The following is a 26309-nucleotide window of genomic DNA, read 5'->3' on the forward strand; positions in this document are numbered from 1 at the left end:
CGTTGCCGGCGGCCCGACTTTGAATGTGAGGACCTTTGCATGAAAACCGATTTTTCCATGACCATTCATGGCCAGGCTGTTGCTGGCACACGGGGCACCTTCAAAGTGCTGAATCCGGCCACTGAAGAAACTGTCGCCCTGTGTCCGTCCGGATCGCCGGAGCAGGTGGATCAGGCGGTCGCGGCCGCCGCAGAGGCCTTCAAGACCTGGCAGTACAGCACCGACGCCACCCGGGTAGCCGCCCTGAACGCCATTGCCGACAAGTTCGAGCAACATGCCGCAGAACTGGCCGAAATCATTACCCTGGAGCAGGGCAAGCCGCTGGCGCTGGCGCGGTTCGAAGTCGGCGGTGCCGTTGCCTGGACACGCTACACTGCGTCGCTGGGGGTTCCGGTTGAGGTGATCGAGGACAGCGATGTGCGTCTTGCCGAGCTGCACCGCAAGCCGCTGGGTGTGGTCGGTTCGATCACCCCCTGGAACTGGCCGCTGATGATCGCGGTATGGCATGTCATGCCGGCGCTGCGTACCGGCAACACCGTGGTAGTCAAACCGTCGTCGATGACGCCGCTCAACACCCTGCGCATGGTTGAACTGATGAACGAGTGCCTGCCGGCCGGCGTCATCAACGTCATCACCGGCGAAGGCGGTATCGGCAGCAGCATCGTCAAGCATGAGGGCATCCGCAAGATCGTCTTCACCGGCTCTACACCCACCGGCCAGACCATCATGCGTAACGCCGCCGATAACATGAAGCGCCTGACGCTGGAGCTCGGCGGTAACGACGCCGGCATAGTGCTGCCGGATGCGGATATCGACAAGCTGGCACCGGCCATCTTCCAGACCGCTTTCCTCAACATGGGCCAAACCTGTGCTGCGCTCAAGCGCCTGTACGTGCATGAATCGCAGTACGATGCGCTGGTCGAAAAACTGGCCGAGATGGCCCGCGCGCAAAAGGTCGGTCCCGGCATGGAGGAGGGCGTTACCTTTGGTCCGGTGCAGAACCGCGACCAGTTCGATCTGGTATCCGAACTGGTCGAGGATGCCCGCCAGAACGGCGCCCGCATTGTGACCGGCGGCGAACGGATTGGCGACAAGGGCTATTTCTACGCCCCGACCATTGTTGCCGACATCGCCGATGGTACCCGCCTGGTGGACGAGGAACAGTTTGGCCCGGTATTGCCGGTGATCCGCTACAGCGATGTGGAAGATGCGCTGCGCCGTGCCAACGACAACCCCAATGGTCTGGGCGGTTCTGTCTGGGGCAGCGATATCGACAAGGCCCGCGCCATTGCCTCGCGGCTGGAGTGCGGTACCGCCTGGATCAACAACCACGCAGAGGTGCTGCCGCACTGCCCGTTCGGCGGCAGCAAGATGTCGGGCTTTGGTGTCGAGTTCGGCCAGGATGGTCTGCTCGAGTACACCCAGAGCCAGCTGCTCAATATCAATCGCGGCTAATCCCCCGGTAACCGTAGGATCACTAAAAACACAGAGGCCTGTTTTACCGCACTTCAATGCATTCAAGCGTAGCAATGAGGGTATCCGCCAACTGAGTATTAAACCGGTGGCATTTTACGTCTGTAGAGCCGGTTTAATACTGTGGCGCAGGATGCGCCGCCATTGGCCAACGGCCAATGCGAGCCCTTGAAAATCCAGGGATTTCACAAATTCCGCCCGATTTTCAAGGGCGATGATGAAACAGGGCGGGACGACCTGTTTCACCGCCAGGTTAATAGCAGCTTGGCGGATCACTTTTTCGGGCCCCCTGGGGCCCTTTTTTTGGTTCTTCGCAGAAGGGGAGCGATTAGCCGAATGGCAAGGGTGGCCATCGTGAACTGGAATCTGCAGCCGCCGGAGCGAAACGCAAACCGTTGACTGCTGTAGAAGGGCGCCTTTAGAGGCGCCCTTCCTGTTTACGGAGCCAACGGCTTAAACTGTCTCCTGCGTAACCTTCCCCTGTAAAACCTTCCCCAGCGAAACGGGGCGCCGGTCCTCGACCTCAGGCGCGATATAAAAGGAGTGATTCATGCCCCATGAAACCCAAAGCGCGCTGCAGGCGGTGGTGGTGTTCCTGCTGGCCGCGGTGCTGATGGTTCCGCTGGCCAAAAAGCTGCAGCTGGGGGCCGTGCTCGGTTACCTCCTGGCCGGCGTGCTGATCGGGCCTTCGGTGCTCGGGCTGATTCGCCAGCCCGAGAGCGTCGGCCATATCTCGGAGCTCGGGGTGGTGCTGCTGCTGTTCATTATCGGCCTCGAACTGTCGCCGCGCAGGCTCTGGGTCATGCGCAAGTCGGTATTCGGCGCGGGCCTGGCGCAGGTGCTGCTGTGCGGCGCGGCCATCGCAGGGGTGGCCTGGTTAGGCTTTGCGCAGACGCCGGCCGCCGCACTGGTGCTCGGGCTCGGGCTGGCGCTGTCGTCCACCGCGTTTGGCCTGCAGCTGCTGGCCGAGCGCAAGGAGTTGCAACGGCCCCATGGACGCCTGGCGTTCGCCATCCTGCTGTTCCAGGATATCGCCGCCATACCGCTGATTGCGCTGGTGCCGCTGCTCAGCGGCGCCGGTGACATGCAGGCCGATGACGGCTGGATGCCGTTGCTCCGGGTGGTTGGCAGTATCGGCCTGGTGGTGATCGGCGGGCGCTACCTGCTGCGGCCAGTGTTTCGCATAGTGGTGAAAACCGGCCTGCAGGAGGTGTCGACGGCCACGGCACTGCTGGTGGTGATCGGCACCGCCTGGCTGATGGAGCTGGCCGGCATCTCGATGGCGCTTGGCGCCTTCCTCGCCGGGCTGCTGCTGGCAGACTCCGAGTATCGTCACGAACTGGAAGCCCAGATCGAACCCTTCAAGGGGCTGCTGCTCGGGCTCTTCTTTATCAGCGTCGGCATGACGGCACAAATCGGCCTGCTGGTGACCGCGCCGCTGATCGTGCTCGGTCTGACCCTGCTGCTGATTCTGCTGAAGCTGCCGCTGATCTTCGGCGTGGGACGGCTGGCGGGCGGGTTGTCTTCCAGCAGCGCCCTGAAGCTCGGCGTGGTGCTGGCCACCGGCGGCGAATTCGCCTTCGTGGTGTTCCAGATGGCACGGGATCAGGGGCTGATTGGCGTTACGGAGCACGGCTATCTGGTGCTGGTCATCACGCTGTCGATGGTCGTGACACCGCTGATCGTGCTCGGTCTGTCGGCACTGCCCCGTGGCGAAGCCGTGCCGGCGGCCCGGGCGGTGCCCGAGGAGTACAAGACCATGGATCACGATACGCCGCGGGTGCTGATTGCCGGCATGGGGCGCATGGGGCAGATGGTCGCGCGGCTGCTGCATGCGCAGCGGGTGTCCTTCGTGGCGCTGGATACCTCGGTGGAAACCATTGAGCTGACCCGCAGTTTTGGCCATATGCCGATCTTCTACGGCGACCCGTTGCGGCCGGAGGTTCTGCGCGCCGCTCAGGCGCCCGCTGTCGACTGCTTCGTGGTAGCAACCAACGATGCCCAGAACAACCGCCGGATCGTCGAACGGCTGCGCCAGCTTTATCCCGCTATCAAGGTGATCGCGCGCGCTCGCGACCGGGCCGATGCGCGCTTCCTGCGCAGCCTTGGCGCTGTGCCGGTGCGGGAGGCGTTCTTTTCGAGCCTGGAGATGGGACGCGAAACCCTGCTGACCCTCGGCTTCGAGCCGGCACAGGTGGATGTTCGGGTGCAGCGTTTCCGCCAGCACGACGAGGATCTGCTGGATGCGCAGTACGAGGTGCGGGGCGACGAGGCGGCGATCATGCAGACTGCCCGCGAGGCGCGGACGGAACTGGAAACGCTGTTCGAGTCCGATCGGGTCGAGGATAGGGCGACGGCCGGCAGGCACTGAGTCTGCCGGTGTTCGCCAGGCCGCGGATCGGGCTACCCGGGTACAGGGCAGTGAGTATTAAACCGGTGGCATTTTACGTCTGTAGAGCCGGTTTAATACTGTGGCGCAGGATGCGCCGCCATTGGCCAACGGCCAATGCGAGCCCTTGAAAATCCAGGGATTTCACAAATTCCGCCCGATTTTCAAGGGCGATGATGAAACAGGGCGGGACGACCTGTTTCACCGCCAGGTTAATAGGTTGGCGTGCTCGGCTGGTTGGCGCGTTACAACAAAACTGCCATTGACAGGTCAAAGGTGCAGGGCATTAGACTGCACGACTGAAGGCCCATGCCGACCGTCGAACGGCGGGGCTTGGGAGGAGCTGTGACATGGCCATTGAGCTGAACCACACCATCGTCTGGTCAGGCGACAAGGTCGCGTCCGCCGACTTTCTGACCACCATTCTCGGCCTGCCGGATGCCGTTGCCGGCGGGCACTTTCAAGTGGTCGGGCTGGCCAACGGCGTCAGCCTCGATTTTGCCGATGCCGATGGCAAGGTCTCGATGCAGCACTATGCCTTCTCGCTGAGCGAGGCCGAGTTCGACGCCGCCTTCGCCCGGATTCGCGCCAGGGGGCTTGACTACTGGGCCGATCCTGCGCGAAGCCGCTCGCACGAGATCTACCACCATCAGGGCGGCCGCGGTCTCTATTTCCGCGACCCCAGCGGCCACCTGCTCGAGATCCTGACCTGGCGCAACGACAGCGCCGCTTAATCCTGGTTCGCCACGACCAAAGCGATCCAGGTTCATCACCCTGGTTAAGGCGGTAACGAAATCAGGGACAAACCTCACCCTGGCATCCGCCTGTGCATAGACTTCGGCCAGGGCGCGCAGCTGGGTGTTTGAACCTAAGATCAGATCGATACGGGTGCCGGTCCACTTCAGTTCCCCCGGTGCCACCTGCCAGCACGAACAAGTTGGCGAGGGAGACCCAATAAAGGCCAAAAAAGGCCAATAAAAAAACGCCGCCGGGCAATAAGCCCGGTGGCGTTTTTTGGTGCCTGGTGTTGTCAGGATGGGTGTGCGGTTCAGGCCCGTTCGGCCGCGATGGCCGGTACGTCCAGTTCGTCCAGTTCGTCCAGTTCGTCCTGCTCCCGGCGGCCGCGCGTCAGCAGCCACAGCAGCACCAGGGCGGACGATGCAATTCCGACGGGACCTGCCACGCTCAGCGGCAGGCCGAAACCGATCTCGGCCGACAGCAGGTAGGCGTTGACCACGCCGGTCATGAAGGTGGCCGGCACCGTGGCAACCCAGTGGAACTTGTCGTGGCGCTTGAGCCAGGCGGCAGCGGCCCACAGCATGATCACCGCGGTCATCTGGTTGGCCCAGCCGAAGTAGCGCCAGATCAGGTTGAAATCCATCAGGCTGATCGCGAAGCCGACGGCGAACAGCGGCAGGGCAATCAGCAGGCGCTTGACAATGGGTTTCTGGTCGAACTTCAGGAAGTCGGACAGGATCAGCCGTGCGGCGCGGAACGAGGTATCGCCGGAGGTGATCGGCAGGACCACCACGCCGAGAATGGCGAGGATGCCACCGACACCGCCCAGCAGCGAGGTCGCCACGTCGTTCACGACAGCCGCCGGACCGCCATTGGCCAGGGTCGCGTTGAGGGCCTCGGGGCTCTCGTAGAAGGACATCCCCAGGGTCGCCCAGATCAGCGCGATCACGCCTTCACCGATCATCGCGCCATAGAAGACGAAGCGGCCATTGCTCTCGTTTTGCACGCAGCGCGCCATCAGCGGTGATTGGGTGGCGTGGAAACCCGACAGGGCGCCGCAGGCAATGGTGATGAACAGCAGCGGCCACAGCGGCAGGTCCTGCGGATGCAGGTTTTCCAGCGTGATGCCGGCGGCATAGAACGGCTTGTCGCTCACCGCCAGGCCCACCAGCAGGCCCACGGACATGAACACCAGCAGCGCGCCGAACAGCGGGTAGAAGCGGCCGATGATCTTGTCAATCGGTACGATGGTGGCAATCATGTAGTAGCCGAAGATGACGGCCACCCACACGGGCACGGAGGTACCGGACAGGTTCCCCAGCAGCTTGGCCGGGCCCAGGGTGAAGACCACCCCGACCAGCAACAGCAGCAGCACTGCGAAGCCGTTCATGAACTGCTTGGCGACGTTGCCCAGTTCGCGGCCCACCACGGTTGGCACCGAGGCGCCGCCGGCGCGCACCGACAGCATGCCGGAGAAGTAGTCGTGCACGGCGCCGGCGAAGACGGACCCGAAGACGATCCACAGAAGGGCCGTCGGCCCGTACAGGGCACCGAGAATGGGGCCGAAGATCGGACCCAGACCTGCGATGTTGAGCAGCTGCACCAGGTACACCTTGCCGGTGGACATGGGCACAAAGTCAACGCCGTCGTTGTTGGCAATAGCGGGTGTCTGGCGATGCGGCCTAATGCCGAAGATCCGTTCGATGATTTTCCCGTAGATGAAGTAACCGCCGATCAGCAGCGCGACGCCGAGCAAGAACCACTGCATGGCTTTTCCCCTTGTTGTGTTTGTAGTGTTGGTTTGGGGGGAGCATAAAGAACCGTTGCCTGCGCGGCAGCCGGCTTTTGCCTGAGCGGTCGAAAGCGAGGGTTGAGCGGTTAACGCCGAGCGGTCAGATGGGCAGCAGGTACTTGTCCCGGAGCTGTTTGAGGTAGCGGCGCGACACCGGGATCAGCATGCCGTGGCGGGTTTCAATTTCGGCGCCGCCGTCTTTCAGGGCGATGGCCTTGATGGCATCGGGATTGACCAGGTACTGGCGGTGGATGCGAATCAGCGGCAGGCGCGCTTCCAGCGTCTTGAGCGGCAGCTGGCAGTGCAGCTGTTCACCGCCGACCTGAACCTGGGTACCGGTCAGGTCGACATAGGCGCAGTCGATCTCGGTGGGCGGGATCAGCCGTACCCTGTTGCCCTGGTAGCAGGCCAGCCTTTCCAGCGGCGCGGCCTCGCCGATTCCCAGCACGCGAATGCGCTTGAGGGTGCGGGCCAGGCGCTCCGGGTCGACCGGCTTGAGCAGGAAATCCAGCGCGGCTTCGTTGAAGGCGTCGAGCGCGTATTGCTGGTGCGCGGTGACAAAGACCAGCAGCGGTCGCGGGTCGGACAGCAGGCCGCTGACATCGACCCCCGACAGCCCCGGCATGTCAACGTCCAGAAAGATCACATCCGGGTGCAGTGACTTGGCCTTGAGCAGCGCCTCTTTGCCGTTGCCCGCTTCACCGACCACCTTGACGCCGCCGGCTTCGTCCAGCAGCGCCGCCAGTTCCTCGCGTGCGAGGGGTTCATCGTCCACGATCAGGGCACGGATCATGACAGGCTACCTCTTGGCCAGATCAGCTCAGCCCGGGTGTACTGCCCCGGCTGGTGGTGGAGCGCAAGTTTACAAGAGACCCCCAGGGCGGCAAAGCGCTCTCGCACCAGGCTCAGCCCAAGGCCATCGCTGTGTTTTGGTTGCTGGGCCGCGCTGTCCTCCACCCGCACGCAGATGTCATCGCCGTTCAGGCGCGCGCTCAGCCGTACCTGACCGCCGGCTTCCGCGCGGCTGATGCCGTGCTTGATGGCATTCTCCACCAGGGTCTGGATGGCCAGTGCCGGTACTCTCTCGTCTTCCAGCGCTTCGTCCAGCTCCTCGACGAAATCGAGGCGCTCGCCAAAGCGGGCCTTCTCGATGGCCAGGTAGTGGCTGACATGGGCGAACTCCTGCGCCAGCGGCACGGTCACGCTGTTGCGGTCGAGGTTGCCGCGCAGAAAGGCGGCCAGGTGCAGGATCAGGCCGCGCGCCTCCTGCGGCGCCCGTCGCAGCACCGCGGCAACGGTATTGAGGCTGTTGAACAGGAAGTGGGGGTTGACCTTGGCTTCCAGCGCGCGCAGCTCGGCTTCCGCCAGCAGGGCGCGGCTGGCCTGCAGCTGACTGTGCAGAATCTGGTTGGACAGAACCCCGGCGATGCCGACGCCCAGGCTGCGGTTGAGGTTGCGAAACAGCTTGCGCTTGGGCTCGTACAGCTTGATGGTGCCGATCACGTCCTGCTCGCCCTTGAGCGGTACCACCAGGGATGAGCCCAGCTCGCACTGGGTGGCGATCGAGCACTGGTAGGGCGTGGTCAGGCCGTCGGCAAACACCACCCTGTTGTCGCGGATGGCCTCCAGGGTGATCGCCGAGGAAATAGGCCGCCCGACCTGGTGATGGTCAGCGCCCATGCCGGTAAAGCCCAGAATACGGTCACGGTCGGTGATGGCCACCGCCGCCACGCCGGTTTCATCCTTCACCACTTCGGCAATGGCCTGGGCCGAGGCGGCGTTGAAGCCATTATCCAGCAGGCCGACGCAGCGCCTTGCGATGCGCAGCGCCCGCTGGGAGATGCGCGAGGCCAGCTCGTCGGGCTGGAACTTGGCGTCGCGGATAAAGCTCATGAACAGCGCCGCGCCCAGCGCATTGGCCAGCATCATCGGCAGGGCGATGGCCTTGACCAGATCCAGTGCCTGATCAAAGGGTTTGGCCACCGCCAGCAGGATGAGCATCTGGCAGCCTTCGGCAATCACGCCCAGCAGCAGCGCCTGCCAGGGATTGAAAATGCGTTCGGTCTGGCCGCGACGCTGCCAGTAGGCATGCACCAGGCCGGCCATCAGCCCTTCCCAGGTGGTGGAAATGGCACAGGCCACATCGGTAAAACCGCCCATGGAGTAGCGGTGCAGGCCGCCGGTGAGGCCCACGGCGGTACCGACCAGGGGCCCGCCCAGCAAGCCGCCGAGAATGGCGCCGATGGCCCGGGTATTGGCGATGGCATCCAGTGTCTGCTGGCCGAAATAAGTACCCAGGATGCAGAAGCCGGAAAAGATCGCGTAGACCATCAGCTTGTGAATCGGCCAGCTGGACAGGTTGGCCAGTGGTCGAAACAGCGGCGTCTTGGAAAACAGATAGGCGATCAGCAGATAGACACTCATCTGCTGAAACAGCGGCACCACCAGTTGTAGGTCTATCGACTCCATCAGGTAATCCATCACTCATCAAAGGCAGGGTCGGGGGTCATCAGTATGACAGAGCCGGTGCCCGGCGGCATGGGGACAGAGTGACGATCATTCCCGCTGCACAGTCAGATTTTCCTGCCCGTGCGGCGCAACCGGATAACCGGCCGAAGCTTTGGGTACTAGACCACCGTTTCCGATGCCGACTAGTACCTGTTCAGGAAACAAATACTTCTGCCTGACTTTCAACAAGGTTGCGGCCCTTTGCCTTGGCGCGGTAAAGAGCGTCATCGGCACGGCGCAGCAGGTCTTCGAAACAGTCGCCGTGCGTGAACAGGCTGACGCCAAAGCTTGCGGTGCAGCTCAGGTCGGGCTCGATCCGGTGCTGTTGAATCAGCTTGCGCAGTTTCTCGCAGGCCAGCACTGCGTTTTCCAGTGTCATGTTGGGGAAGATCAGGGTGAATTCTTCACCGCCCCAGCGGGCAAAGCAATCCACGCTGCGGATGTTGCTGCGCACCAGCTCGGCGGTGCTTTTCAGCGCCTGGTCACCCGCTCCATGACCGTGGCTGTCGTTGATGTTCTTGAACAGGTCCAGATCGAAAATGGCCAGGGTCAGAGGGTGCTTGTAGCGCAGAGCGCGGCGGATTTCATGCTGGATGTCCTCTACGAAGCGCTTGCGGTTGGCGATTTCGGTCAGCTGATCGGTATTGGAGATATATTCTATTTGGCGTATTTTTGCCTCTAGTTCCCGGTTTTTTTCTTCCAGCTCGCGTGCCTTCTGCTGCAGGCTATTCTCCAGTGTGATACTGCCATCACGCAGGTGTCTGTTCTGTTCGATCAGCTCAACCTGAATGGTCTTGTACTGATGGATGTCCTCGTGGGCACCGATGATGCGGGAGGCGCTGCCATCGGGGTGGCGGCTGATAATGTGGGCGTGATCCCGTATCCAGAGGTAAGTATCGTCGGCTTTTCTGCAGCGATATTCGATGCAATAGTCTTCCCGGACACCGCTGATGAAGCTTTCGATGTAATCGACCACGCGGGCATAATCATCCGGATGAATAATGTTTTCCCAGGTAAAAACATCCTGTTTCAAGCCGCCTGTTGCATAGCCCAGCATGCGATACCAGCCGGGGTTGCGTGCGACATGGCCGGTGTCGGCGCGCCAGTCCCAGGTACCCTCAACAATGACATCGAGCAGCTGATTAAGGGTCCTGTCGGCCTCGATGAGGGATTCGTGCTGGTAGGTTTTATACATCAGTCAGGGACCCGGCTTGCCAGGGAATACAGCTGTAACGCGGGGCAATAACAGAACAGGGCAGGTTGCGTGCGCTTTGGAGCAACGCAGTGGTCACTGCGTGACAAAATCAGGCTGCTAGGTTTTATCATTATCAGATCCCGTACAGGCATGCTGAATGCCAGGCGCTTTGCCAGGGCCTGGGATTAACCGGCCCGTGCGCCCGTGCGCTCAGGGGGTGATCCTGGCGCGGTAACGCTAATCCTAGCAGCACTTTGGCTGTAAAACCTGTTTGTGATAGAGCGCGACAACGGCTCGTCCATGCCAGGCCGAGCCAAATGAGCGCGCCCGATATCAGGCATGTTTACGGCATATTTTTAAGTGCGGACCGCAGATATTCCGGTCTGCCCTCAGGCCGGCTCATCGGCGGCGTCTGAATAGACACAGACGTTCCAGGCTTGCGCCAGGCCATTCGGCGATTCACAGTAGCGGCTGAAAAACTCGCTGATCTCGCGGCGCTGACAGTGCTGTTCGAAGGCTTTCATGTCCTGCCATATTTCATGGAACACTATGGGGTAGCTTTCGCCGTCAGCGAAGGGGCTGCTGATCTGGCGGGTGACACGGTACTGCACACAGCCGTCTTCGCGCAGCGTATTGGGTTCGAGGGTCTGCAATTTGGCAAAGAGTTCGGCGTCCTTGCCGGGGCGGGGCTTGAACTGGGCGGTACAGTAAACGAGGGAAGACATCGGCGGGCTCCAGGTAGTGTGATTGACCAAATCGGGAGTATACGTAGCCGGGCGCTGCCTGTCCCATGGAGGGGATGCTGGACAGCGCCGCTGTTGGTCGCGGCCCATCAGATCAACGGCAGCGCTGCCTGTGACTGCAGCAGGCATTCGATAAAGGTTTGTACCCGTATGGGTAAATTTTTCCTGCCCGGGTATACCACGACGAGCGGCAGGGTTGGCGTGCAGCCGATGCCTGTCGTCGGGGGCAGCCACTACTACACTTGGAAATGCCCTTGGTCGCAGTGGCGTGGTGCGCGTGCCGGTGCAAACAGCGGGTGCGTTACCCTGTTTGACAACCAGACGGAGGTTCATATGTTCAATCCCGAGTTGAAATACCTGAAATCGTTCTGCCTATCCGCCTTTATACTGGCGGGCTCCCCGGGGGCCCTGGCGCAGAGCGATGCGCCAGTGCCATCACTGTTTGACCGGCTGGGCGGCCTTGCGCCCATTTCCGTGGTGGTGAATGACTTTATTGATGTGGTGGTCGCGGACAGCGTGCTCAACGCAAACGAGGCGGTGGAGGCAAGCCGCAAAGTGGTGCCTGCACCCTATCTCAAGTATCAGGTAACGGCGATGGTCTGCGAGGTAACCGGTGGGCCCTGCAGCTACCAGGGTCGTGACATGAAAACGGCCCACGCGCACCTGAACATCACCGCAGCGGAGTGGGACCAGATGGTCATGCTGTTCAAGGACGTGCTGGCAAAACATCAGGTACCCGAGACCGAAACCGGGGAGTTGCTGGATATTGTCGGCTCGACCCAGGCGGATATCGTCGCAGTCAGCATGTCGGGGCCATAAATCCGGCGTTATTTCTTCTTCAGGTGCTTGCTAAGGGGGTAGAACAGCTGCCCTATGTAGCTTCTGGGCAGGCGTACCGTGGTGCCGTATTCGGCCGGCCAGTGTTTGACGGGCATATGGTAGCTGCCAAACAGGCGGTCGAACAGTACCGTATGGGCCGAGTAGTTGGTGTCGATGGCGGGTTTTTCCGAGCTGTGGTGCCAGTGGTGAAACTGCGGCGTGACCAGGATGTACTTCAGCGGACCGAAGGAAATACCCAGGTTGCAGTGAATCAGAATGGCCTGCAGCGCCGCAAAGGCGACATAGATATCCAGCGCTGCCTGATCTGCGCCCAGTAGATAGAGCGGCACCATCACCATGGCTCGCTCGGAGAAGACCTGGATAAAATGCCCGCGCGAGCCCGCCAGCCAGTCCAGGTGTTCTATCGAATGGTGCACGGCATGGATGGGCCAGAGCAGTTGTACTTCGTGGTAGAGGCGATGCTCCCAGTAGAGCACGAAATCGGCGCACAGAATGATGACCATTACCTGCAGCAACAGCGGCACCGAGCGGATGGCCTCCTGCACGGTTTCGCTCAGGGCCCAGTCGAAGTGGCTGGCGTGGTAGTTGCCGTAAATCAGAATGGCGGAGATGGCCAGGTGATTGAAACAGAAGTAGAGCAGATCCAGCCCCCATTCAGGACGCAGAACCACCTGGTTGCGGTATTTGGGAAAGAGTTTTTCCAGCGTCATGAATATTGCGCTTGAGCCCATAAAGGCCAGAATCAGCCAGTCGACTCCCAGTGACAGCCGGCGCGGTTCCACCGGGCCCACCGGAATGCTATAGCCGCCCAGGGCAAAGGCGATCAGGGTCAGCACTATGCCCGCCGCCCCCAGACGCTTGTAGCCGTTCAGGACAAAACTGAGAATGCCGAAGAAGAGCGAAAAATACATGCCGTACTTGAGAAACTGCTGCAAAAAGGCCGCGTCATAGGCCTGGCGCAGTTCGATGGTCGTGAGATACGCAGGATAGAGGTAGGCCAGTACCGCGAGCAGGCTAAGGGTGCCCAGTGCCACCGAGCAGTAGCCGCTGATCTTGCCATCACCCAGGCGAAACTGGCGCCCGCTATCCAGCTCCTGTTGCCGTTCCCTGTAGGAGTAGTCGTGTTTCATCCGTTGCCTTTTTTTATTACCAAAGCCTTTGTTATCGCACGTTGATGTTCAACGCAGCGCCTTGTACCTGCCGTAGTTGTAAAACCGGTCCGTGCGTATGGCGATAGTAATGGACTCTTTAAGCGGGTGCGAGGGGTGGAGCAAGGGTGGCTGCGAGGGCAGGCTTTAATATTTTGGAGTATTAACCCTGCGGGGTAATACATGAAGCAGGGATGCTTCATCATTGGGCCTTCTGTTGCACAGATGGCCCAATGCGAACCCCGCCCGTTCTCTCGAAAGAGCGCAGCACGTCCACGCACTTGCGCCTGTTGTTGTGGGGTGACTGGCAAACAGGTAAACAGATGGCCGGCCAGCAGGCGCTGTTGCGTCTGCTGGCCGCATGTTGCAGGGATACTGCGCTCGGAGTGTTCAGGCCTTGAGGTGCAGGTCGAAAAACTCAATGGTGCGGCTCCATGCGAGTTCTGCCGCCGCCTCGTCGTAGCGTTCGGTGGAGTCGTTATGGAAGCCGTGATTTACACCGCTGTACATATGCATGCTGTACTGCTTTTTCCCGGCCTTGAGGTCCGCTTCATACTCGGGCCAGGTCGCATTCACGCGCTTGTCCAGCTCCGCCAGATGAACCAGCAAGGGCGCCCTGATATTCATGCGGATGTCCTTGGCCGGCGGCGTACCGTAGAACGGCGCCGCGGCATCCACCACCTCGGGAAGACTTGCCGCCAGCATGTTGGTGACATAACCGCCAAAACAGAAACCCACCACGCCCAGCTTGCCGTTACTCAGCGGATACGTTTTCAGGAACCTGGCCGCGGCCATAAAATCCTGTTCGATCTTGGCCTTGTCCATCGAGCTTTGCAGCGCCCGGCCTTCATCATCATTACCCGGATAGCCGCCCAGGCTGTACAGAATGTCGGGGGCAAAGGCGATGAAGCCGGCCTTGGCAAGCCGCCGCGCCACGTCCTCGATATAGGGATTCAAGCCGCGGTTTTCGTGCACCACCAGAACCACCGGGGCCGAGGTGGTGACGGATTTCGGGATGACCAGGTAGCCCCGCCCCTCGCCATAGCCTGCGGGCGACGGGAAGGTGACATATTCCGCCTTGATATCGGCATCATTGAAAGACACCTGCTCGGCCAGGGCATAGTTGGGCAGCAATGCCGCCGACAGCACACTCATGCTGAAGCCCAGCACCGTGAGGGTCGACAGGCGCGACAGGAATTCACGCCGGGTTATGTCACCGTGGGCGTATTCGTCGTACCAGTCAAAAGCTTCCTGCGGGATTACCTGTGGCTCGCTGTTACTCTTGTGAGTATGCATAACATAACCTCCTGGTCATTAGCCGAAAACAACGCTATTCAGGCTAGCAGAATGTGGCGCACGCACCTGCAACGCCGTCGACCTTTACATTCATTTAGATGCAGGTGGATTACACGGCAGACGCGTGGCTCTCTGTCGTACGGCTGTACGCCGCTAAGCGATCAATCCGCCGGAGTTGCCGAGTCTTTCTGTTTGCTGGCGCGGGTGTTTGCGATGTAGTCCTTTTGTGCCGCAGCTTTCGGGAGGCGGTATGGTTCGCTGTATTAAAGGTGATACGGGGGCTTGCCGGTCTGCCGTCCGCCCTTGAGATGGGACTTTCTCAAAACCAGTTGTCCCGGTGCAATAAACCGGCTTTCCTCTTCACCACCGCTATCGAGCTTGCCAATGGCTTCGCCCGCCAGTTGTTCAATGGGTGGCCGGTAGGTGGTGAGGTTGTAGCTGGAATAGCCGGCCAGCTCAATTCCATCGAACCCGACAATCGCAATCTCGACACCCTGTCCCCAGTTACGCAGTGCATCCAGGGCGCCGATTGCGAGGCTGTCGTTTTCGCAAAAAATTGCGTCAACCCGGTCCGTGTTCGCGGTGGTTTTCAGGTAGTCCGTTAGCGTCTCGTAACCCCGCTGCTGCTGGTAGGCACCGGCTTCGAGCAGCAGGTCGAGACCAAGCCCGTTGCGCTCCAGTGCCGCTTTAAAACCGACGACGCGTTCAAGACGGGTGGAACCGCTCGGCGGACCAGCCATGTATCCCATACGACGATAGCCCTGGTGCAGGAAAAGCTCCGCAATTTCCTCACCGGCCCTGAAATCGTCCGCATTGACCACATGAATGCCAGGCATGCTGCTGTCCCGGTACAGGACAATCAGTGGGATATGGCGGATTTCCTTGATCAGGTGCACGAATTCATCGGGCAGTACGGCGCCCAGAAAAATCACGCCATCCACCTGGAACTGATCGGCCAGCAGCAGCGCCGGCTCATAGCTGTGGTCGACATTGATATTCAGCAGCATGGTGCTGTAACCCTTGCGTTGCAGCTGGCGGGTTACTTCACCCAGAACCTGCAATATATTGTGGTTGCTGAACTCATCCACCACCAGGCCGACAATGCCAGAACGCTTCTTGGTGAGGCTGCGGGCCAGCAGGTTGGGGCGATAGCCCAGCTCTTGCGCCGCTTTCATCACAAGCTTCATGCTGGCGGGCGAGATGTAGGCGCCTGCTGTGAAGGCACGGGACACCGTCCATTTCGAGACGCCCGCGCGCGCTGCAACATCGCTTGCTGTTACCTTGCGTGAGTTGTCTTTGCTGTCTTTGTTGGCCATGGTTTTTTAATGCTTGACGCTATTCAAAGGAGTGAAGTATCTTATCTGCAATCGGGTGCAGAATCACCCGTTTTTTTGGCTCCTGTCTGCACCCGGTTGCAGGTCTGGCTCGCCAGGTTGCGGCACAGCCGCCACTGCACGCCACAAGGTGTTGTCGCCGTCGACGGGCTGCCAAGGGACGGGCTCCCGTCACTCACAACGGTTACTGATGGATTCGCCGATGGACTTTTCCCGGGCCAAATGGCCCGGGCTTTTTTGTGTGCTTAGTACACAAGAGCAGGCGACCAGATAACTAGACCGGCTGCCAGGGCGCGGCCTGAACGCCGTGGAGTGCCTGCGCTGGAGTTAACTCATCCTGCGCATTACGCCGGTTTCCCGTTGTAAGGCTCCAAAGTATTTCAGAAAGTCCGCCGGTTGGTGTTGGTGCGGCCTTACTGTGGGACAGACAATCTCGCAGACAAGGCGGTTTGTCCGCCAGGTGGCGGATGCTGCAGGGCCATCAGGCGATCAGCCTGCCTGTCGTCGGGACCTTGGAAAATCTTCAATACCCTGTTGACATCGATCTGCAACCGGGTGCATATTGAGCCCAATCTGCACCCGGTTGCAGAGTTGTGCAACGCTGATTTCATCGCCTGTAGAGGGGCCGATCTATTGAGTCGTGAACGGTAAAAAAGTTATCCGCAAAGCGCCTGAAACAGGATTGCTGAACCAGAAGATTTCTAATCTCGTGTGGATGCTTGGTTTTTAAAAATATAAATAAGGTCTTTGGAGAAAATAAATGACCACCACTGCCCCTAATACCAACCAGCCTTTTACGCTGGCCATTTGTTCTGAAATGGTATTTCTGGATCTCTCTGTTATCGAGCGGATAAAGAGAATCGATGAACTCGGTTTTCAGGTCGAAATCTGGGACTGGACCAAACACGATATCAAGGCGCTGGCCAATACCGGTGCCACCTTTTCGTCCATGACCGGTTATGTCACCGGCACTCTGGCGGATGACGAAGGGGCCGATGAACTCCTGCGCACGGCCGAACAGTCAATTCCGGTTGCCAGGGATCTGGGCATTCCCCGCCTGAATCTCCATGGCACCGGTCTGGATAATCGCGGCTTGCCCGTAAAACCGGCCCATGCGACGACCGGCGCCATGTGGATCAAAGCCTACCAGACACTGAATCGCCTCGCCGATCTCGGCGAAAAGCATGGCGTGACCTTCGTTCTCGAGAACCTGAATACCGAAGTGGATCACCCGGGCGTTCCCTTTGCCAGGGCACAGGACACGCTGGACCTGGTGGCCGGCGTCAATCGTCCGGGCCTGCGGATGATGCTGGATATCTATCACGCCCAGATTGGTGAGGGGAACCTGATCGAACTGATCCGCAGAAGCGCGCCCTATATCGGGGAGATCCAGGTTGCCGATGTGCCCGGACGCTGCGAGCCCGGCACCGGTGAAATCAATTATCCGGCCATCGCCCAGGCACTGTATGACGTTGGATACCGCGGCAATATCGGTTTGGAAGGATGGGCCAGCGGCGATGATGAACTCGCCCTCGACCGCTTCCGCAAAGCCTTTACCTATCCCTTTGCTGTTTAAACCCAATAACAACCCATGCTCAGAGGAAACACCATGTCCCTCAATAAACCTGTCAACGTCGGCCTGATTGGTGCCGGACGTATCGGATCCTTTCACGCTGAGACGATTGCCCTGCGTCTGGTGGATGCGAATCTTGCGGCCATTGCCGATCCGGTGCCCGGTGCAGCTGAAAAGCTCGCGCAAAAACTGGGGTGCCCGATCGCCACGACCGACCCCATGGAGCTGCTCGCCAACCCCGACATCGATGCCGTAATCATCGCCACACCGGCGCGCTTTCATGCCGGCATCGTAGAAGCCGCGGCCAAGGCAGGCAAAGCCATCTTCTGCGAGAAGCCGATGGCCCTTACCGTCGAAGAGGCGGACCGTGCCATTGCCGCAGCCAAAGAGGCCAAGGTTGTGTTGCAGGTGGGCTTTAACCGGCGCTGGGATCAGGCCTTTGCCGAAGGACATACAGCCATCCTTAATGGCCAGGTCGGTACACCGCAACTGCTGCGCTCGCTGACCCGCGATCCGGGCCCCTACAAGGGAGACCCTGCGAAGACGCCGCAGTGGACCATCTTCTTTGAAACCCTGATTCACGACTTCGATACTCTGCTGTGGCTCAACGCGGGCGCCAAGCCGGTTGAAGTCTACGCCATCGCCGATGCGCTTATCCGCCCAGACTTCAAGGATGCCGGGCATCTGGATACAGCGGTTGTCACCATCCGTTTTGACAACGGTGCCATGGCTGTGGCCGAGGCAAACTTCAGTGCGCTCTATGGCTATGATGTACGAGGCGAGGTGTTCGGCTCGGCGGGCATGATTACCATGGGCGATGTTAGGCGTTCCAGCATGACACTGTTCGGTGCCCAGGGTGTTTCCAACGACACCTGGCGCCTGGATGCCCATCATTTTGTCGGCGCCTACAGGGCTCAGTTCGCCGCCTTTATCAAATCCGTGGGCAGCGGCGAGACCAGCGGGCCGACCGGCGAAGACGCGCGGGCTGCACTGGAAATTGCCCTGGCATGCATTCAGTCCATCAAAGACAAGGGCCCTGTGCGCCTTATTTAAATGTAGTTGCAACACGGAAGAGCTTGTTCAAGAGCTCTTCTTTTAGCCTGGCGGACAAATAGGTTCCCTACATATTTGTCCGTCACGCCACAAAAACGGGCGCAGGCGCGCGGACATGCTGGTTTTTCTGGCGTTCGCACCGGCCTGCGGCCAGTGATGAAGCATCCCTGCTTCAGTATTAACCGCCGGGTTAATATTTAAAAACCAGGAGAAAAATAAAATGAAAAAATTACTTTCAGCCGCTTGCGTGATGCTGGCAGTTTCAGGTTCGGTAGCCGCACAGGATCTGAAGATTGGTATTGCCATGGCGACCTATGACGACAATTTCCTTACGCTGCTACGCACCGGCATGGAAAAGTATGCAAAGGAAGTGGGTGTGTCCGCACAGATTGAAGACGGTAAAAATGAGGTCGGTACCCAGTTCAATCAGATTCAGAACTTTATCGCATCGGGTGTGGATGCGATCGTAATCAGTCCGGTCGACACCGATGCCACCGTTTCCATCAGCGATGCCGCCGAAGCGGCCAATATTCCGCTGGTGTATGTAAACCGCCAGCCGATCAATGTTGATATGCTGCCGGACAACCAGGCATTTGTTGCCTCCAACGAAGTCGATTCCGGGACCCTGCAGACTCAGGAAGTGTGCCGAATTCTTGGCGGTAAAGGCAAAGTGCTGGTACTGATGGGTGCTCTGACCGATCAGACCGGTATTCAGCGGACCAAGGATATTCACGACGTGATCGCTACCCCGGAATGTTCCGGCATGGAGGTGGTCGCCGAGGAGTCCGGAGAGTGGCAGCGCTTCAAGGGTAATGACATCATGACAAACTGGCTGTCTGCAGGTATCGAATTCGATGCCGTCATTGCCAACAACGATGAGATGGCCATCGGTGCCATTCAGGCCATGAAAGCTTCAGGTATCAAGATGGAAGATGTGGTTGTTGCCGGTGTCGATGCCACCGCCGATGCCCTGGCGGCCATGACCGCAGGCGATCTTGATGTGACGGTGTTTCAGGACGCAGGAGCTCAGGGACGGGGCGCGGTAGAAGCGGCCATTCGGCTTGCCAAAGGCGAAAGTGTCGATCAAAAGGTTTGGGTACCGTTTCAACTGGTCACCACTGCGAACTACCAGGAGTTCCTGAACAAGAACTGATCCGGCGGTTGTTTTCGCAATAAAAAGGGGCCGCCGAGGATTATCTACGGCGGCCCCTTTTTTGGGCGTCTTAACCTGCTGGTCGGCGGTACTATTAACCTGGCTGGCAAATAGGCTCCCTTCCTATTTGCCAGTCACCCCACAAAAACAGGCGCAAGTGCGTGGACGTGCTGGTTTTTGTGGGGTTCGCATTGGCCTGCGGCCAATGATGAAGCAGGAGAAAAGGCCGTTCTGATGATTCTTTGGGGCAGGCAGGCGGGGAAACCCTAGGTGCCCGGTCTGCGGGCGAACAGCGGCTGCGATGCGGACTCATGGGCACCTCGAAAAACCTACTGCGCGACTCATAGGCTGCGTTGCGCGGTGCTCGGAATCCTCATGTATACCCCATACACTGCGGTTCCTGTGCGCCGTGCGCCTTGCCTCTAAGCCTGCTCGTTACGGTCTATCGAGGTGCCCTCATGTCTATCGAAGATAGCGCCATTTATTAAAATTCGGAGTGTTCTGGTAGTTGGCTATTGATTGAGTACCAGCTGGCTTTTTCTGAAACCCATATATGGCTCTTTTCGCTGGATTGTGGATCATCGTCCAAAGACCCCAGACGCAAGATGACATGCTGGGTGTTGGCTCTCTTGGCGTATACTTGTGTGCCACAGTTCGAGCAGAAGTAGCGCCTTTTGCCTTCTGATGATTCGAACGAGCTCAGGTTATCACTGCCCGATACTGTAAAGTCGTTATCGTTTACCGCAGCAACACTTGAAAAGGCCGAGCCATGCGCCTTCCGGCAGGTTTTGCAGTGACAGTGGACAATATCGCCAACCTGGCCTGAAATTGCGTATTTGACCTTTCCACAAAGGCAGCTACCCGTGATCATTTCCACCTCGATATCTGAATGGCTTATAAAGAAGCCATGTTTTTATGTCTGACCGAAAAATTGCCTGACCCTTAAGCAGAATAACAGGCGTTGGCGTATCCCGGCGAGCGCAACGTTAACGCTTTAAAGGCTACGATGAAAAGTGCCTGGCAGCTAATTCCCTAAGCTGCCCGTTTTTATTGTTGCGCGAGGCAACGGGTTTCAAGCAAGTCGACAAGTATTCGCTCGACATTGCTGCCGCCAATACCGATACGCGCACTGGGGGGCAGTGCTGCAAGGGTCTGCGCGGCGCGCGAATAGTCGCCGGTCACGAAGTCACTCAATGCGGACACCAGCGCAAGCGATAGATCGCGATTCACCCCGGCAGCTTTGCTGGAAAGGGTGTCTTCACAACGTTTAAGCCCGCCCAGATCCCCGGCGCTCGCGTACAGGCCAGCCAGGTGCAGCGCGATGAAAGGATGGCCCATCATCCCCCAGACGCGTTCGATATGCTCGAGCACATCAGTTCGCAAAGGACTCGCCTGGCCACTTTGCAGGTAATCCCTGAGCAGGAAACCGCCACAATCGGCAAGCGTGAGAATCGGGCCGCAGGTGGTGGTCTTGGGTGCGCAAAATGCCAGGTAACGTTGCATCGCGGCTTCGCGGTCGCCTACTTGCCATTCGGCCAGGGCCAGGTGCCACTGCACGTGCCCATACATTTGTCCTTCCCGGGCACCTGCCTCATGTACCTTGAGCCAGTCCTCCAGCACCTTTACCGATTCTTCAGCGGCACCCTCATCGTGCAGCAAATGCGCTAAACCGTGAATGGAATAGAGCGCCTGGGGCCTAAGATCCAGCGCTCGTTCGAGCAGCTCGCGGCCACGGGTGCGTTGTCCTGCTTCACTGGCCGCAAATCCAAGCCGGGCCAGGAATGCCCAGTCGTTGCCCAGGGCCTCTTGAACGGACTCGAAAACATTCAGTACCGCATCCAGCTTTTTAGGTCCGCCGTAGAACAGCAGGTAACCCGCCATCTGGGAAACGACCAGCAAATCGGCAGGCGTGGTTTCGATGTACGCCCTTGTCTTTTCCAGGGTAGCGCCGGGCTGGTCGATGATGCCGATCAGCACATCGACATGTTCCCGTTCCCAGTCGGATGCGCCCAGGGATGCGCCTTCTGCAAGCGCCCGGTAGGCTTGTGCCCCGGGTTCGCCAACATCTTTTGCCACGTAGTAACGCGCCGCTGCTGCCAACGCGAACTCAGGTTCGAGCTCGAGTGCCCGGTCCAGGGCTTGTGCAGCGCCGGATTCCGATCCCAGGATCAGGTCGACGGCGTTCTGGTACAGGTTGGCAGCTTCTGGGGAACTAACGGATAACTTATTGCCGGTGCGTGTTTCAAGCATGGTGAGCGTCCCAATAAGGCAGTTAATACACCCAGGTGGCGCCAGGGTGACGGGGTCACGCGGGTGGGGCCGGCCAGCGGCGCCCAATACCGTCGCGGCTGTTTCGAACGCAGCTACCTGGAGCTTACCTTGGCCCAGTCGAACGGAATCTCCTTGTGGGTCTCGGGGTCCCAGAAGATCTCCCGCGTAGGCATGCAGCACGAGCAGCGGCGTGTCGAGCGGATTGTGGATCGCGGTTCAGTATAGATGCGGATAGCCTAAGCGGGGGGCACCCCAATCCCCGTGCTAGCAGCCTGTCGGGCTTGACGGGTTGTAGCGAGGGAAAGTCCGTTTTGTTCAGCACATCCATGTGCTTCACCCTTTCGGGGTTTGCACGTTCAATCGCCCCGAGGGTTGAATGAGGCAATTTTTAGCTCTTTTGAGGCGAAAAATCGGCAGGATAGCCGATTTACACAGCGTAAGCTGCCCACCGGGCAAGCTACAGGGATTTAGCTTGTGAATAGTGGTTCTATTAAAAAGCACACACAATGACCACTCTTTTTGAAAGAGAGGGGCTTTTCCACAGTAGATCAGTGTTAAATCCGGCAGGCTGCTGTCGCCCTTCTTGTTTATGCGGCAATAATCGGGCTAACATCGTTCTAGAAACACAGTTCTCCAGAAAAATTCATGTCAATTGCCAGACTGCAGAACAAGGTTCCCTGTATGGTTATGGAACCGTCCGTTATCCCATAAAATTGACCAGTTCCGGTTCCAGGTACGGGCTGCGACTCTTCAATAAAAGGGAAGCTCTGAAGATTACCAAACCCGCAATCTACTGGTGCAGCTGTTGGGTAGCCGCTCGTGTCAAATACCAATTGTGAATGTACTGGGAGGTTACCGCCTGCGTCGTCGTCGCATACGAGAGTGTGATTAAAGTTCAGAGGCCCGATATCGTTAGGGTCGTTAGGATCCTGATTTTTTCCGTCTCCCCTCAACCCGCACTTGAATTTATTTCCGCGGAAACTGGCATGTACTACTCCAAGTGTGCTCCCGGGACCAAGCGCATTATTGACAATCTTCCCTTTTATGGGAAAGCAGTCTCCGATGGCCAACACCGGAATGGTTAACCCGAAACTCAGCAAAACAGCACCGAAAAACGTAAAATTATGTTTATCATTCATTTTCTTCCCCTATCGCCGCCGGAGGGGCCTGAAAACCAGAACGAAGCGGCAGTTATCTGGCCACTCTGGCTGGCCTTGTCAAATTTTTCTCCTAAACGAGCAATATTCATCATGCCATTCATGAGAGAACGTGTATCTCAGAACCCGGGCTAATATTGAGCAACAACTACGCCATAATAATAAACTATTGAAAACACATTGGGATTAGCTGGATTCGAAGTTCAGCAGGGCTGCGTCTGTAAAATATTCTGACAATCCAGGTAACATTCAACAAATACCGCCCGTTCTGGTCCAAGAAACGTACCTCGCGTCGCCAGCCTCTTTCTGTGCGTCCGCCTTGAGGTGTACAGACGAGGGATCTGTGAACAGCTCCCCATGAGTCGCTGGACGCTCGAAGGGCGGCGGGAAAGCATGCATCTGCGGTGTTGCGGTGTTGCGGTGTTGCGGTGTTGCGGTGTTTAGCAACGACTAAGGCCAAGGTGCCCTTTAGGGTATCTGCACACTGCGCCTAACTGTCTGCACGTTTCAGGCTACCGGTGTTTATCCTGCGCTACCTGACGGTTTAATGTCTTCGCCGAACATTATTCGGTGGCCCTCTGGTGTGGCAAGGCCAAATTCCCGTATGCCCCAGGGCTGATCGGATATGGCCTGGCAGATTTCGACGCCGCGCTGCTGGTAGTCACGATAGATCTCATCAATACCTTCGCAATTCACATAGGCAAAGTACGAATGGTTATGCGTATCGCGGGCCGGTACTTCGTCGGGACAGTGCCCCAGCATCACATGGAAGCTGCCAAGGCTAAGGAAGGACCAGCCCTCCACCCGGAAGCGGACCGCAAACCCGAGCTTGTCGAGAAAATAACTCTCGGTTTTCTCAAGATCATTGACCGCCAAAACGTGCTGGGTTGCTTTTACTTTAAACATTTACGACTCCCTTAACGGGTATGGATAATCACTGTAAGTAAGGATCGGAGGAAACACTAAGATGGCTCCTGAAAACATGAGATCTTGGTGCATACGTATTTATAAAATTCTGAACGTCGGGGTATATGAATAAAACGCTTGGAACTTTATAAGTTTTATTTTGACGTGAGTTTTTTAACAAATAGGCTAGATAGCCTCCCTGTCTTGTTCGCACTAAGGTTAGATCGTTACTCCAACCGCAGAACTCATCTCTACCTCGCCAGTTTTTAAAGTTAATACCATCTCTAGTTAATTCTAGACAAGGTATGGACCACAGAATTAAAGCTAAAAAAGCTAGTATTCCAGTCAGCAGTAGAGATATAAACGCAATGCTATCTGAGTGGATGTTGCCTCTATAAGCAGTCAGTCAAATCCCTAATAGAAATGGTAGCAAAGTATTTTTTATGGCAATTTTCAATGCATCCTTGAATTTTGCTCTAAGGCTTAAGGGTTCCATTTTTCTTCCTGTAGAATTGTATTCTATCCTTGAAGGCCGTTTTTCCTGTGGCCAGTATTTTCTGATGAATTTTCGTCAAAACCAGGCACAATGCAAGGTTGAATGAGCCGTTCAGATCATATTGGTACAGCCAGCTCTTTTGCCAGCTCTGCCCAACGCGCCGGAAACCACGCTACCGCCCGCCCGGTGTCGGAATACAGTCCTGCGGTGTAGCGCAGGCAGGGCCAGGAAAACAGAGGAATTGAGAGTGGGGGATATGGTTCACCCAGCCTGGCGTCCGTTGCTCAGCTGACGATTGTGCTTGATTGATGATTAAAACATCGCACCAGTACTCCGTTGATGCCGGGGTCATGATGCCCTAGAACAGGTACAAGTTGAAAGTGGAAAGGGGCAAAAAAAGCAAACGAGAAAAGCATCTGCGTACACTTTCAATCCTGCAGAGCGGTATAACATCAGGGATATCAGAACGGCTCCGATCCCCCTTATGAAGCCGGCGAGCACTGAGGTCATTCGACGATCCGGCCCGAAGGGGTGCAACAGGGACTGTTGCGCCTCCGATGCGGTACATGGATGTACCGTCAGCGGAGCCCGTTTAATGACCTCAGCGCGCAGCGGGAAGGCTTCTTCGGGGCGTATTCTTGAAGGTAAAAAGCCTTGGTTACTTTCTTTGCGCGTGCAAAGAAAGTGACACGACCAGGAGGTCGTAACAGGGATTGTCAGAAAGTCACCGCAGCTCGTTGAAATGCCGAGTTTTTCGAAGGGTACAGACCGCCTTCATTGATGCCTAAGGTGCAGCAAACTGTCCCCCATGTCATTGAACCGCCCTGTTACCCATGTGCCTGTGCTTTTCAGGCTGAGCTACCAAGCTTTAACTCCCATCAGCGACCCACCGACAGTTAGCGTATCCATCCCACCCGAACAACTCTCAACAACAGGTATAATACCCGCCCACCACCCAGACCAGCAGAGCCAGACAACACCATGGGATTTTCCACCACCGGTCTTAATCAGTCACTGATCGATGCCGTCACCGCACAGGGCTACACCGAACCCACACCGATTCAGGCGGCCACCATTCCGGCCATTCTTGCCGGGAAGGACCTGATGGCCGGCGCCCAGACCGGCACTGGCAAAACCGCCGCCTTTGCGCTGCCGATTCTGCAACTGCTGAGCGAAGCGCCTGTTTTAGAATCCCCCAAGCCTGTCATCCGGGCGCTGGTGCTTACGCCTACGCGGGAGCTGGCCCAGCAGGTGTACAGGAGCTTTGTGGCCTATGGCAGCCAGAGTTCGCTGCAGACGGCGCTGGTGTACGGCGGTGCCAGTGTTAACACCCAGATGGCGGCGCTCGCCAGCGGCGTGGATATTCTGGTGGCCACGCCCGGGCGTCTGCTGGATCTGGTGAGTCGCGGGGCGGCGGACCTGGGCCAGGTGCGGCACCTGGTATTCGATGAGGCGGATCGCATGCTGGATATGGGTTTTATCGACGAAGTGCGCCGTATTATCAAACCCATTCCCGCTGCGCGGCAGACGCTGCTGTTCTCCGCCACCTTTGGGCCTGAGATATTTGCACTGAGCAAAAGCCTGCTGACCGATCCCACCCTGATTGAGGTGGATGCCCGCAATACTGTTGCCCGCAAGGTTGAGCAGGTGGTGTACGCCGTCGATGCCGATCGCAAGCGTGAGCTGATTTCCTACCTGATCGGCAGCAAGAACTGGCATCAGGTGCTGGTGTTCACCCGTACCAAGCAGGGGGCCGACGAGCTTGCCAGCGAAATGTGCAAGGACGGCCTCAAAACCCAGTCGATCCACGGCGACAAATCCCAGGGCGCGCGGGAACGGGCGCTGGAAGCCTTCAGGGCGGGGGACACCCGGGTACTGGTGGCCACCGATGTGGCGGCGCGGGGGCTGGACATCGATCAGCTGCAGTATGTGATCAACCATGAGTTGCCCTATAACGGCGAGGACTATATCCACCGTATCGGCCGTACCGGCCGTGCGGGCGGCTCCGGCATGGCGATCTCGCTGCTGAGCCCGGCGGAAAACTACCTGCTGGAACAGATCGAGGTCATCCTCGATGAGCGTCTGATGCAGCAATGGTTGCCAGGCTATGAGCCGGACCTGACGAAAGAGGTGCGCAATACCCGCAACCTCAGCAAGGGCACCCAGAATAAACGTGCACGGGAACGGGCCCTGGGCAAGAAACCGGATCGCCGTCGCCGCTGATCGTCGTTGGATTGAGCTCAG

21 protein-coding genes are annotated in these 26309 nt (G+C 58.3%); 8 read left to right on the forward strand and 13 right to left on the reverse strand.

The annotated features are described in order from the left end of the window. Window positions 1-39 precede the first annotated feature (39 nt). A complete protein-coding gene (locus tag MRS74_RS02785) occupies window positions 40-1455 on the forward strand; it encodes an aldehyde dehydrogenase family protein (protein WP_254578745.1) in 1416 nt (471 codons plus the stop codon). A 114-nt stretch (window positions 1456-1569) separates the two neighbouring features. Here MRS74_RS02785 and MRS74_RS02790 read toward each other — a convergent pair whose 3' ends face one another. After that, complete coding sequence (locus MRS74_RS02790; RefSeq protein WP_254578746.1) at window positions 1570-1749, reverse strand: hypothetical protein; 180 nt, start codon at window positions 1747-1749, stop codon at window positions 1570-1572. Window positions 1750-2023: 274 nt separating this feature from the next. Between MRS74_RS02790 and MRS74_RS02795 the strand changes: the two genes are divergently transcribed. Both MRS74_RS02795 and MRS74_RS02800 read left to right on the forward strand, forming a co-directional pair. Beyond that, the gene (locus MRS74_RS02795; RefSeq protein WP_254578747.1) at window positions 2024-3844 is read left to right on the forward strand and encodes a monovalent cation:proton antiporter-2 (CPA2) family protein; all 1821 of its coding nucleotides are present in this window, start codon (window positions 2024-2026) and stop codon (window positions 3842-3844) included. A gap of 368 nt (window positions 3845-4212) precedes the next feature. Next, window positions 4213-4596: a VOC family protein gene (locus MRS74_RS02800; protein ID WP_254578748.1), complete on the forward strand. Its 384-nt coding sequence runs from the start codon at window positions 4213-4215 to the stop codon at window positions 4594-4596. Window positions 4597-4910: 314 nt separating this feature from the next. Here the strand turns inward: MRS74_RS02800 and MRS74_RS02805 are convergent, their stop codons facing one another. The 5 genes from MRS74_RS02805 to MRS74_RS02825 form a co-directional block, all read right to left on the reverse strand. Next, a complete protein-coding gene (locus MRS74_RS02805; protein ID WP_254578749.1) occupies window positions 4911-6368 on the reverse strand; it encodes a carbon starvation CstA family protein in 1458 nt (485 codons plus the stop codon). Between the two features lie 124 nt (window positions 6369-6492). Further along, window positions 6493-7185 (reverse strand): response regulator, encoded by a 693-nt coding sequence (locus MRS74_RS02810; RefSeq protein ID WP_254578750.1) that lies wholly within the window; start codon window positions 7183-7185, stop codon window positions 6493-6495. After that, a complete protein-coding gene (locus MRS74_RS02815) occupies window positions 7182-8861 on the reverse strand; it encodes a sensor histidine kinase (RefSeq protein WP_254578751.1) in 1680 nt (559 codons plus the stop codon). Before MRS74_RS02815 ends, MRS74_RS02810 begins: the two co-directional genes overlap by 4 nt. A 193-nt stretch (window positions 8862-9054) precedes the next feature. Continuing rightward, the gene (locus MRS74_RS02820; protein WP_254578752.1) at window positions 9055-10095 is read right to left on the reverse strand and encodes a sensor domain-containing diguanylate cyclase; all 1041 of its coding nucleotides are present in this window, start codon (window positions 10093-10095) and stop codon (window positions 9055-9057) included. Window positions 10096-10484: 389 nt separating this feature from the next. After that, window positions 10485-10820, reverse strand: a complete 336-nt coding sequence (locus tag MRS74_RS02825) for a putative quinol monooxygenase (protein ID WP_254578753.1) — start codon at window positions 10818-10820, stop codon at window positions 10485-10487. Window positions 10821-11171: 351 nt separating this feature from the next. Here MRS74_RS02825 and MRS74_RS02830 point away from each other — a divergent pair, with 351 nt between their 5' ends. Next, entirely contained in the window at window positions 11172-11657 is a 486-nt protein-coding gene (locus MRS74_RS02830) for a group I truncated hemoglobin (RefSeq protein ID WP_254578754.1), read from the forward strand. An 8-nt stretch (window positions 11658-11665) separates the two neighbouring features. Here MRS74_RS02830 and MRS74_RS02835 read toward each other — a convergent pair whose 3' ends face one another. From MRS74_RS02835 to MRS74_RS02845, 3 genes are all read right to left on the reverse strand, one after another. Next, the gene (locus tag MRS74_RS02835; RefSeq protein WP_254578755.1) at window positions 11666-12808 is read right to left on the reverse strand and encodes a sterol desaturase family protein; all 1143 of its coding nucleotides are present in this window, start codon (window positions 12806-12808) and stop codon (window positions 11666-11668) included. 408 nt (window positions 12809-13216) lie between these two features. Then, on the reverse strand, window positions 13217-14122 hold the full coding sequence (locus MRS74_RS02840) for a dienelactone hydrolase family protein (protein ID WP_254578756.1): 906 nt from the start codon (window positions 14120-14122) through the stop codon (window positions 13217-13219). A 263-nt stretch (window positions 14123-14385) separates the two neighbouring features. Beyond that, window positions 14386-15438, reverse strand: a complete 1053-nt coding sequence (locus MRS74_RS02845; protein WP_254578757.1) for a LacI family DNA-binding transcriptional regulator — start codon at window positions 15436-15438, stop codon at window positions 14386-14388. Window positions 15439-16216: 778 nt separating this feature from the next. On the opposite strand from MRS74_RS02845, the gene MRS74_RS02850 reads away from it, so the two are divergent. From MRS74_RS02850 to MRS74_RS02860, 3 genes are all read left to right on the forward strand, one after another. Continuing rightward, on the forward strand, window positions 16217-17032 hold the full coding sequence (locus MRS74_RS02850) for a TIM barrel protein (RefSeq protein ID WP_254578758.1): 816 nt from the start codon (window positions 16217-16219) through the stop codon (window positions 17030-17032). 33 nt (window positions 17033-17065) lie between these two features. Continuing rightward, a complete protein-coding gene (locus tag MRS74_RS02855; protein WP_254578759.1) occupies window positions 17066-18082 on the forward strand; it encodes a Gfo/Idh/MocA family oxidoreductase in 1017 nt (338 codons plus the stop codon). Window positions 18083-18302: 220 nt separating this feature from the next. Then, window positions 18303-19235 carry a sugar ABC transporter substrate-binding protein gene (locus tag MRS74_RS02860; RefSeq protein ID WP_254578760.1) on the forward strand — a complete coding sequence of 311 codons (933 nt, stop codon included), beginning with the start codon at window positions 18303-18305 and terminating at the stop codon, window positions 19233-19235. Between the two features lie 484 nt (window positions 19236-19719). On the opposite strand, the gene MRS74_RS02865 is transcribed toward MRS74_RS02860, so the two are convergent. From MRS74_RS02865 to MRS74_RS02880, 4 genes are all read right to left on the reverse strand, one after another. After that, window positions 19720-20106, reverse strand: coding sequence for a GFA family protein (locus MRS74_RS02865; protein ID WP_254579048.1), 387 nt, complete (start codon window positions 20104-20106; stop codon window positions 19720-19722). 176 nt (window positions 20107-20282) lie between these two features. Continuing rightward, on the reverse strand, window positions 20283-21485 hold the full coding sequence (locus MRS74_RS02870; protein WP_254578761.1) for a tetratricopeptide repeat protein: 1203 nt from the start codon (window positions 21483-21485) through the stop codon (window positions 20283-20285). A 638-nt stretch (window positions 21486-22123) separates the two neighbouring features. Continuing rightward, window positions 22124-22645 (reverse strand): hypothetical protein, encoded by a 522-nt coding sequence (locus MRS74_RS02875; RefSeq protein ID WP_254578762.1) that lies wholly within the window; start codon window positions 22643-22645, stop codon window positions 22124-22126. 540 nt (window positions 22646-23185) lie between these two features. Beyond that, the gene (locus tag MRS74_RS02880) at window positions 23186-23569 is read right to left on the reverse strand and encodes a VOC family protein (RefSeq protein WP_254578763.1); all 384 of its coding nucleotides are present in this window, start codon (window positions 23567-23569) and stop codon (window positions 23186-23188) included. Between the two features lie 1477 nt (window positions 23570-25046). Between MRS74_RS02880 and MRS74_RS02885 the strand changes: the two genes are divergently transcribed. Next, window positions 25047-26288 carry a DEAD/DEAH box helicase gene (locus MRS74_RS02885; RefSeq protein WP_254578764.1) on the forward strand — a complete coding sequence of 414 codons (1242 nt, stop codon included), beginning with the start codon at window positions 25047-25049 and terminating at the stop codon, window positions 26286-26288. Window positions 26289-26309: the final 21 nt, after the last annotated feature.

The organism is Marinobacterium sedimentorum, from assembly GCF_024267675.1.
Classification (GTDB): Bacteria; Pseudomonadota; Gammaproteobacteria; order Pseudomonadales; family Balneatricaceae; genus Marinobacterium_A; species Marinobacterium_A sedimentorum.

What these genes read in the sequence shown, in the direction of transcription:
- MRS74_RS02785 (WP_254578745.1), top strand. Translation starts at nt 40, where the DNA reads ATGAAAACCGATTTTTCCATGACCATTCATGGCCAGGCTGTTGCTGGC.
- MRS74_RS02795 (WP_254578747.1), top strand. Translation starts at nt 2,024, where the DNA reads ATGCCCCATGAAACCCAAAGCGCGCTGCAGGCGGTGGTGGTGTTCCTG.
- MRS74_RS02800 (WP_254578748.1), top strand. Translation starts at nt 4,213, where the DNA reads ATGGCCATTGAGCTGAACCACACCATCGTCTGGTCAGGCGACAAGGTC.
- MRS74_RS02805 (WP_254578749.1), bottom strand. Translation starts at nt 6,368, where the DNA reads ATGCAGTGGTTCTTGCTCGGCGTCGCGCTGCTGATCGGCGGTTACTTC.
- MRS74_RS02810 (WP_254578750.1), bottom strand. Translation starts at nt 7,185, where the DNA reads ATGATCCGTGCCCTGATCGTGGACGATGAACCCCTCGCACGCGAGGAA.
- MRS74_RS02815 (WP_254578751.1), bottom strand. Translation starts at nt 8,861, where the DNA reads ATGGAGTCGATAGACCTACAACTGGTGGTGCCGCTGTTTCAGCAGATG.
- MRS74_RS02820 (WP_254578752.1), bottom strand. Translation starts at nt 10,095, where the DNA reads ATGTATAAAACCTACCAGCACGAATCCCTCATCGAGGCCGACAGGACC.
- MRS74_RS02825 (WP_254578753.1), bottom strand. Translation starts at nt 10,820, where the DNA reads ATGTCTTCCCTCGTTTACTGTACCGCCCAGTTCAAGCCCCGCCCCGGC.
- MRS74_RS02830 (WP_254578754.1), top strand. Translation starts at nt 11,172, where the DNA reads ATGTTCAATCCCGAGTTGAAATACCTGAAATCGTTCTGCCTATCCGCC.
- MRS74_RS02835 (WP_254578755.1), bottom strand. Translation starts at nt 12,808, where the DNA reads ATGAAACACGACTACTCCTACAGGGAACGGCAACAGGAGCTGGATAGC.
- MRS74_RS02840 (WP_254578756.1), bottom strand. Translation starts at nt 14,122, where the DNA reads ATGCATACTCACAAGAGTAACAGCGAGCCACAGGTAATCCCGCAGGAA.
- MRS74_RS02845 (WP_254578757.1), bottom strand. Translation starts at nt 15,438, where the DNA reads ATGGCCAACAAAGACAGCAAAGACAACTCACGCAAGGTAACAGCAAGC.
- MRS74_RS02850 (WP_254578758.1), top strand. Translation starts at nt 16,217, where the DNA reads ATGACCACCACTGCCCCTAATACCAACCAGCCTTTTACGCTGGCCATT.
- MRS74_RS02855 (WP_254578759.1), top strand. Translation starts at nt 17,066, where the DNA reads ATGTCCCTCAATAAACCTGTCAACGTCGGCCTGATTGGTGCCGGACGT.
- MRS74_RS02860 (WP_254578760.1), top strand. Translation starts at nt 18,303, where the DNA reads ATGAAAAAATTACTTTCAGCCGCTTGCGTGATGCTGGCAGTTTCAGGT.
- MRS74_RS02865 (WP_254579048.1), bottom strand. Translation starts at nt 20,106, where the DNA reads ATGATCACGGGTAGCTGCCTTTGTGGAAAGGTCAAATACGCAATTTCA.
- MRS74_RS02870 (WP_254578761.1), bottom strand. Translation starts at nt 21,485, where the DNA reads ATGCTTGAAACACGCACCGGCAATAAGTTATCCGTTAGTTCCCCAGAA.
- MRS74_RS02875 (WP_254578762.1), bottom strand. Translation starts at nt 22,645, where the DNA reads ATGAATGATAAACATAATTTTACGTTTTTCGGTGCTGTTTTGCTGAGT.
- MRS74_RS02880 (WP_254578763.1), bottom strand. Translation starts at nt 23,569, where the DNA reads ATGTTTAAAGTAAAAGCAACCCAGCACGTTTTGGCGGTCAATGATCTT.
- MRS74_RS02885 (WP_254578764.1), top strand. Translation starts at nt 25,047, where the DNA reads ATGGGATTTTCCACCACCGGTCTTAATCAGTCACTGATCGATGCCGTC.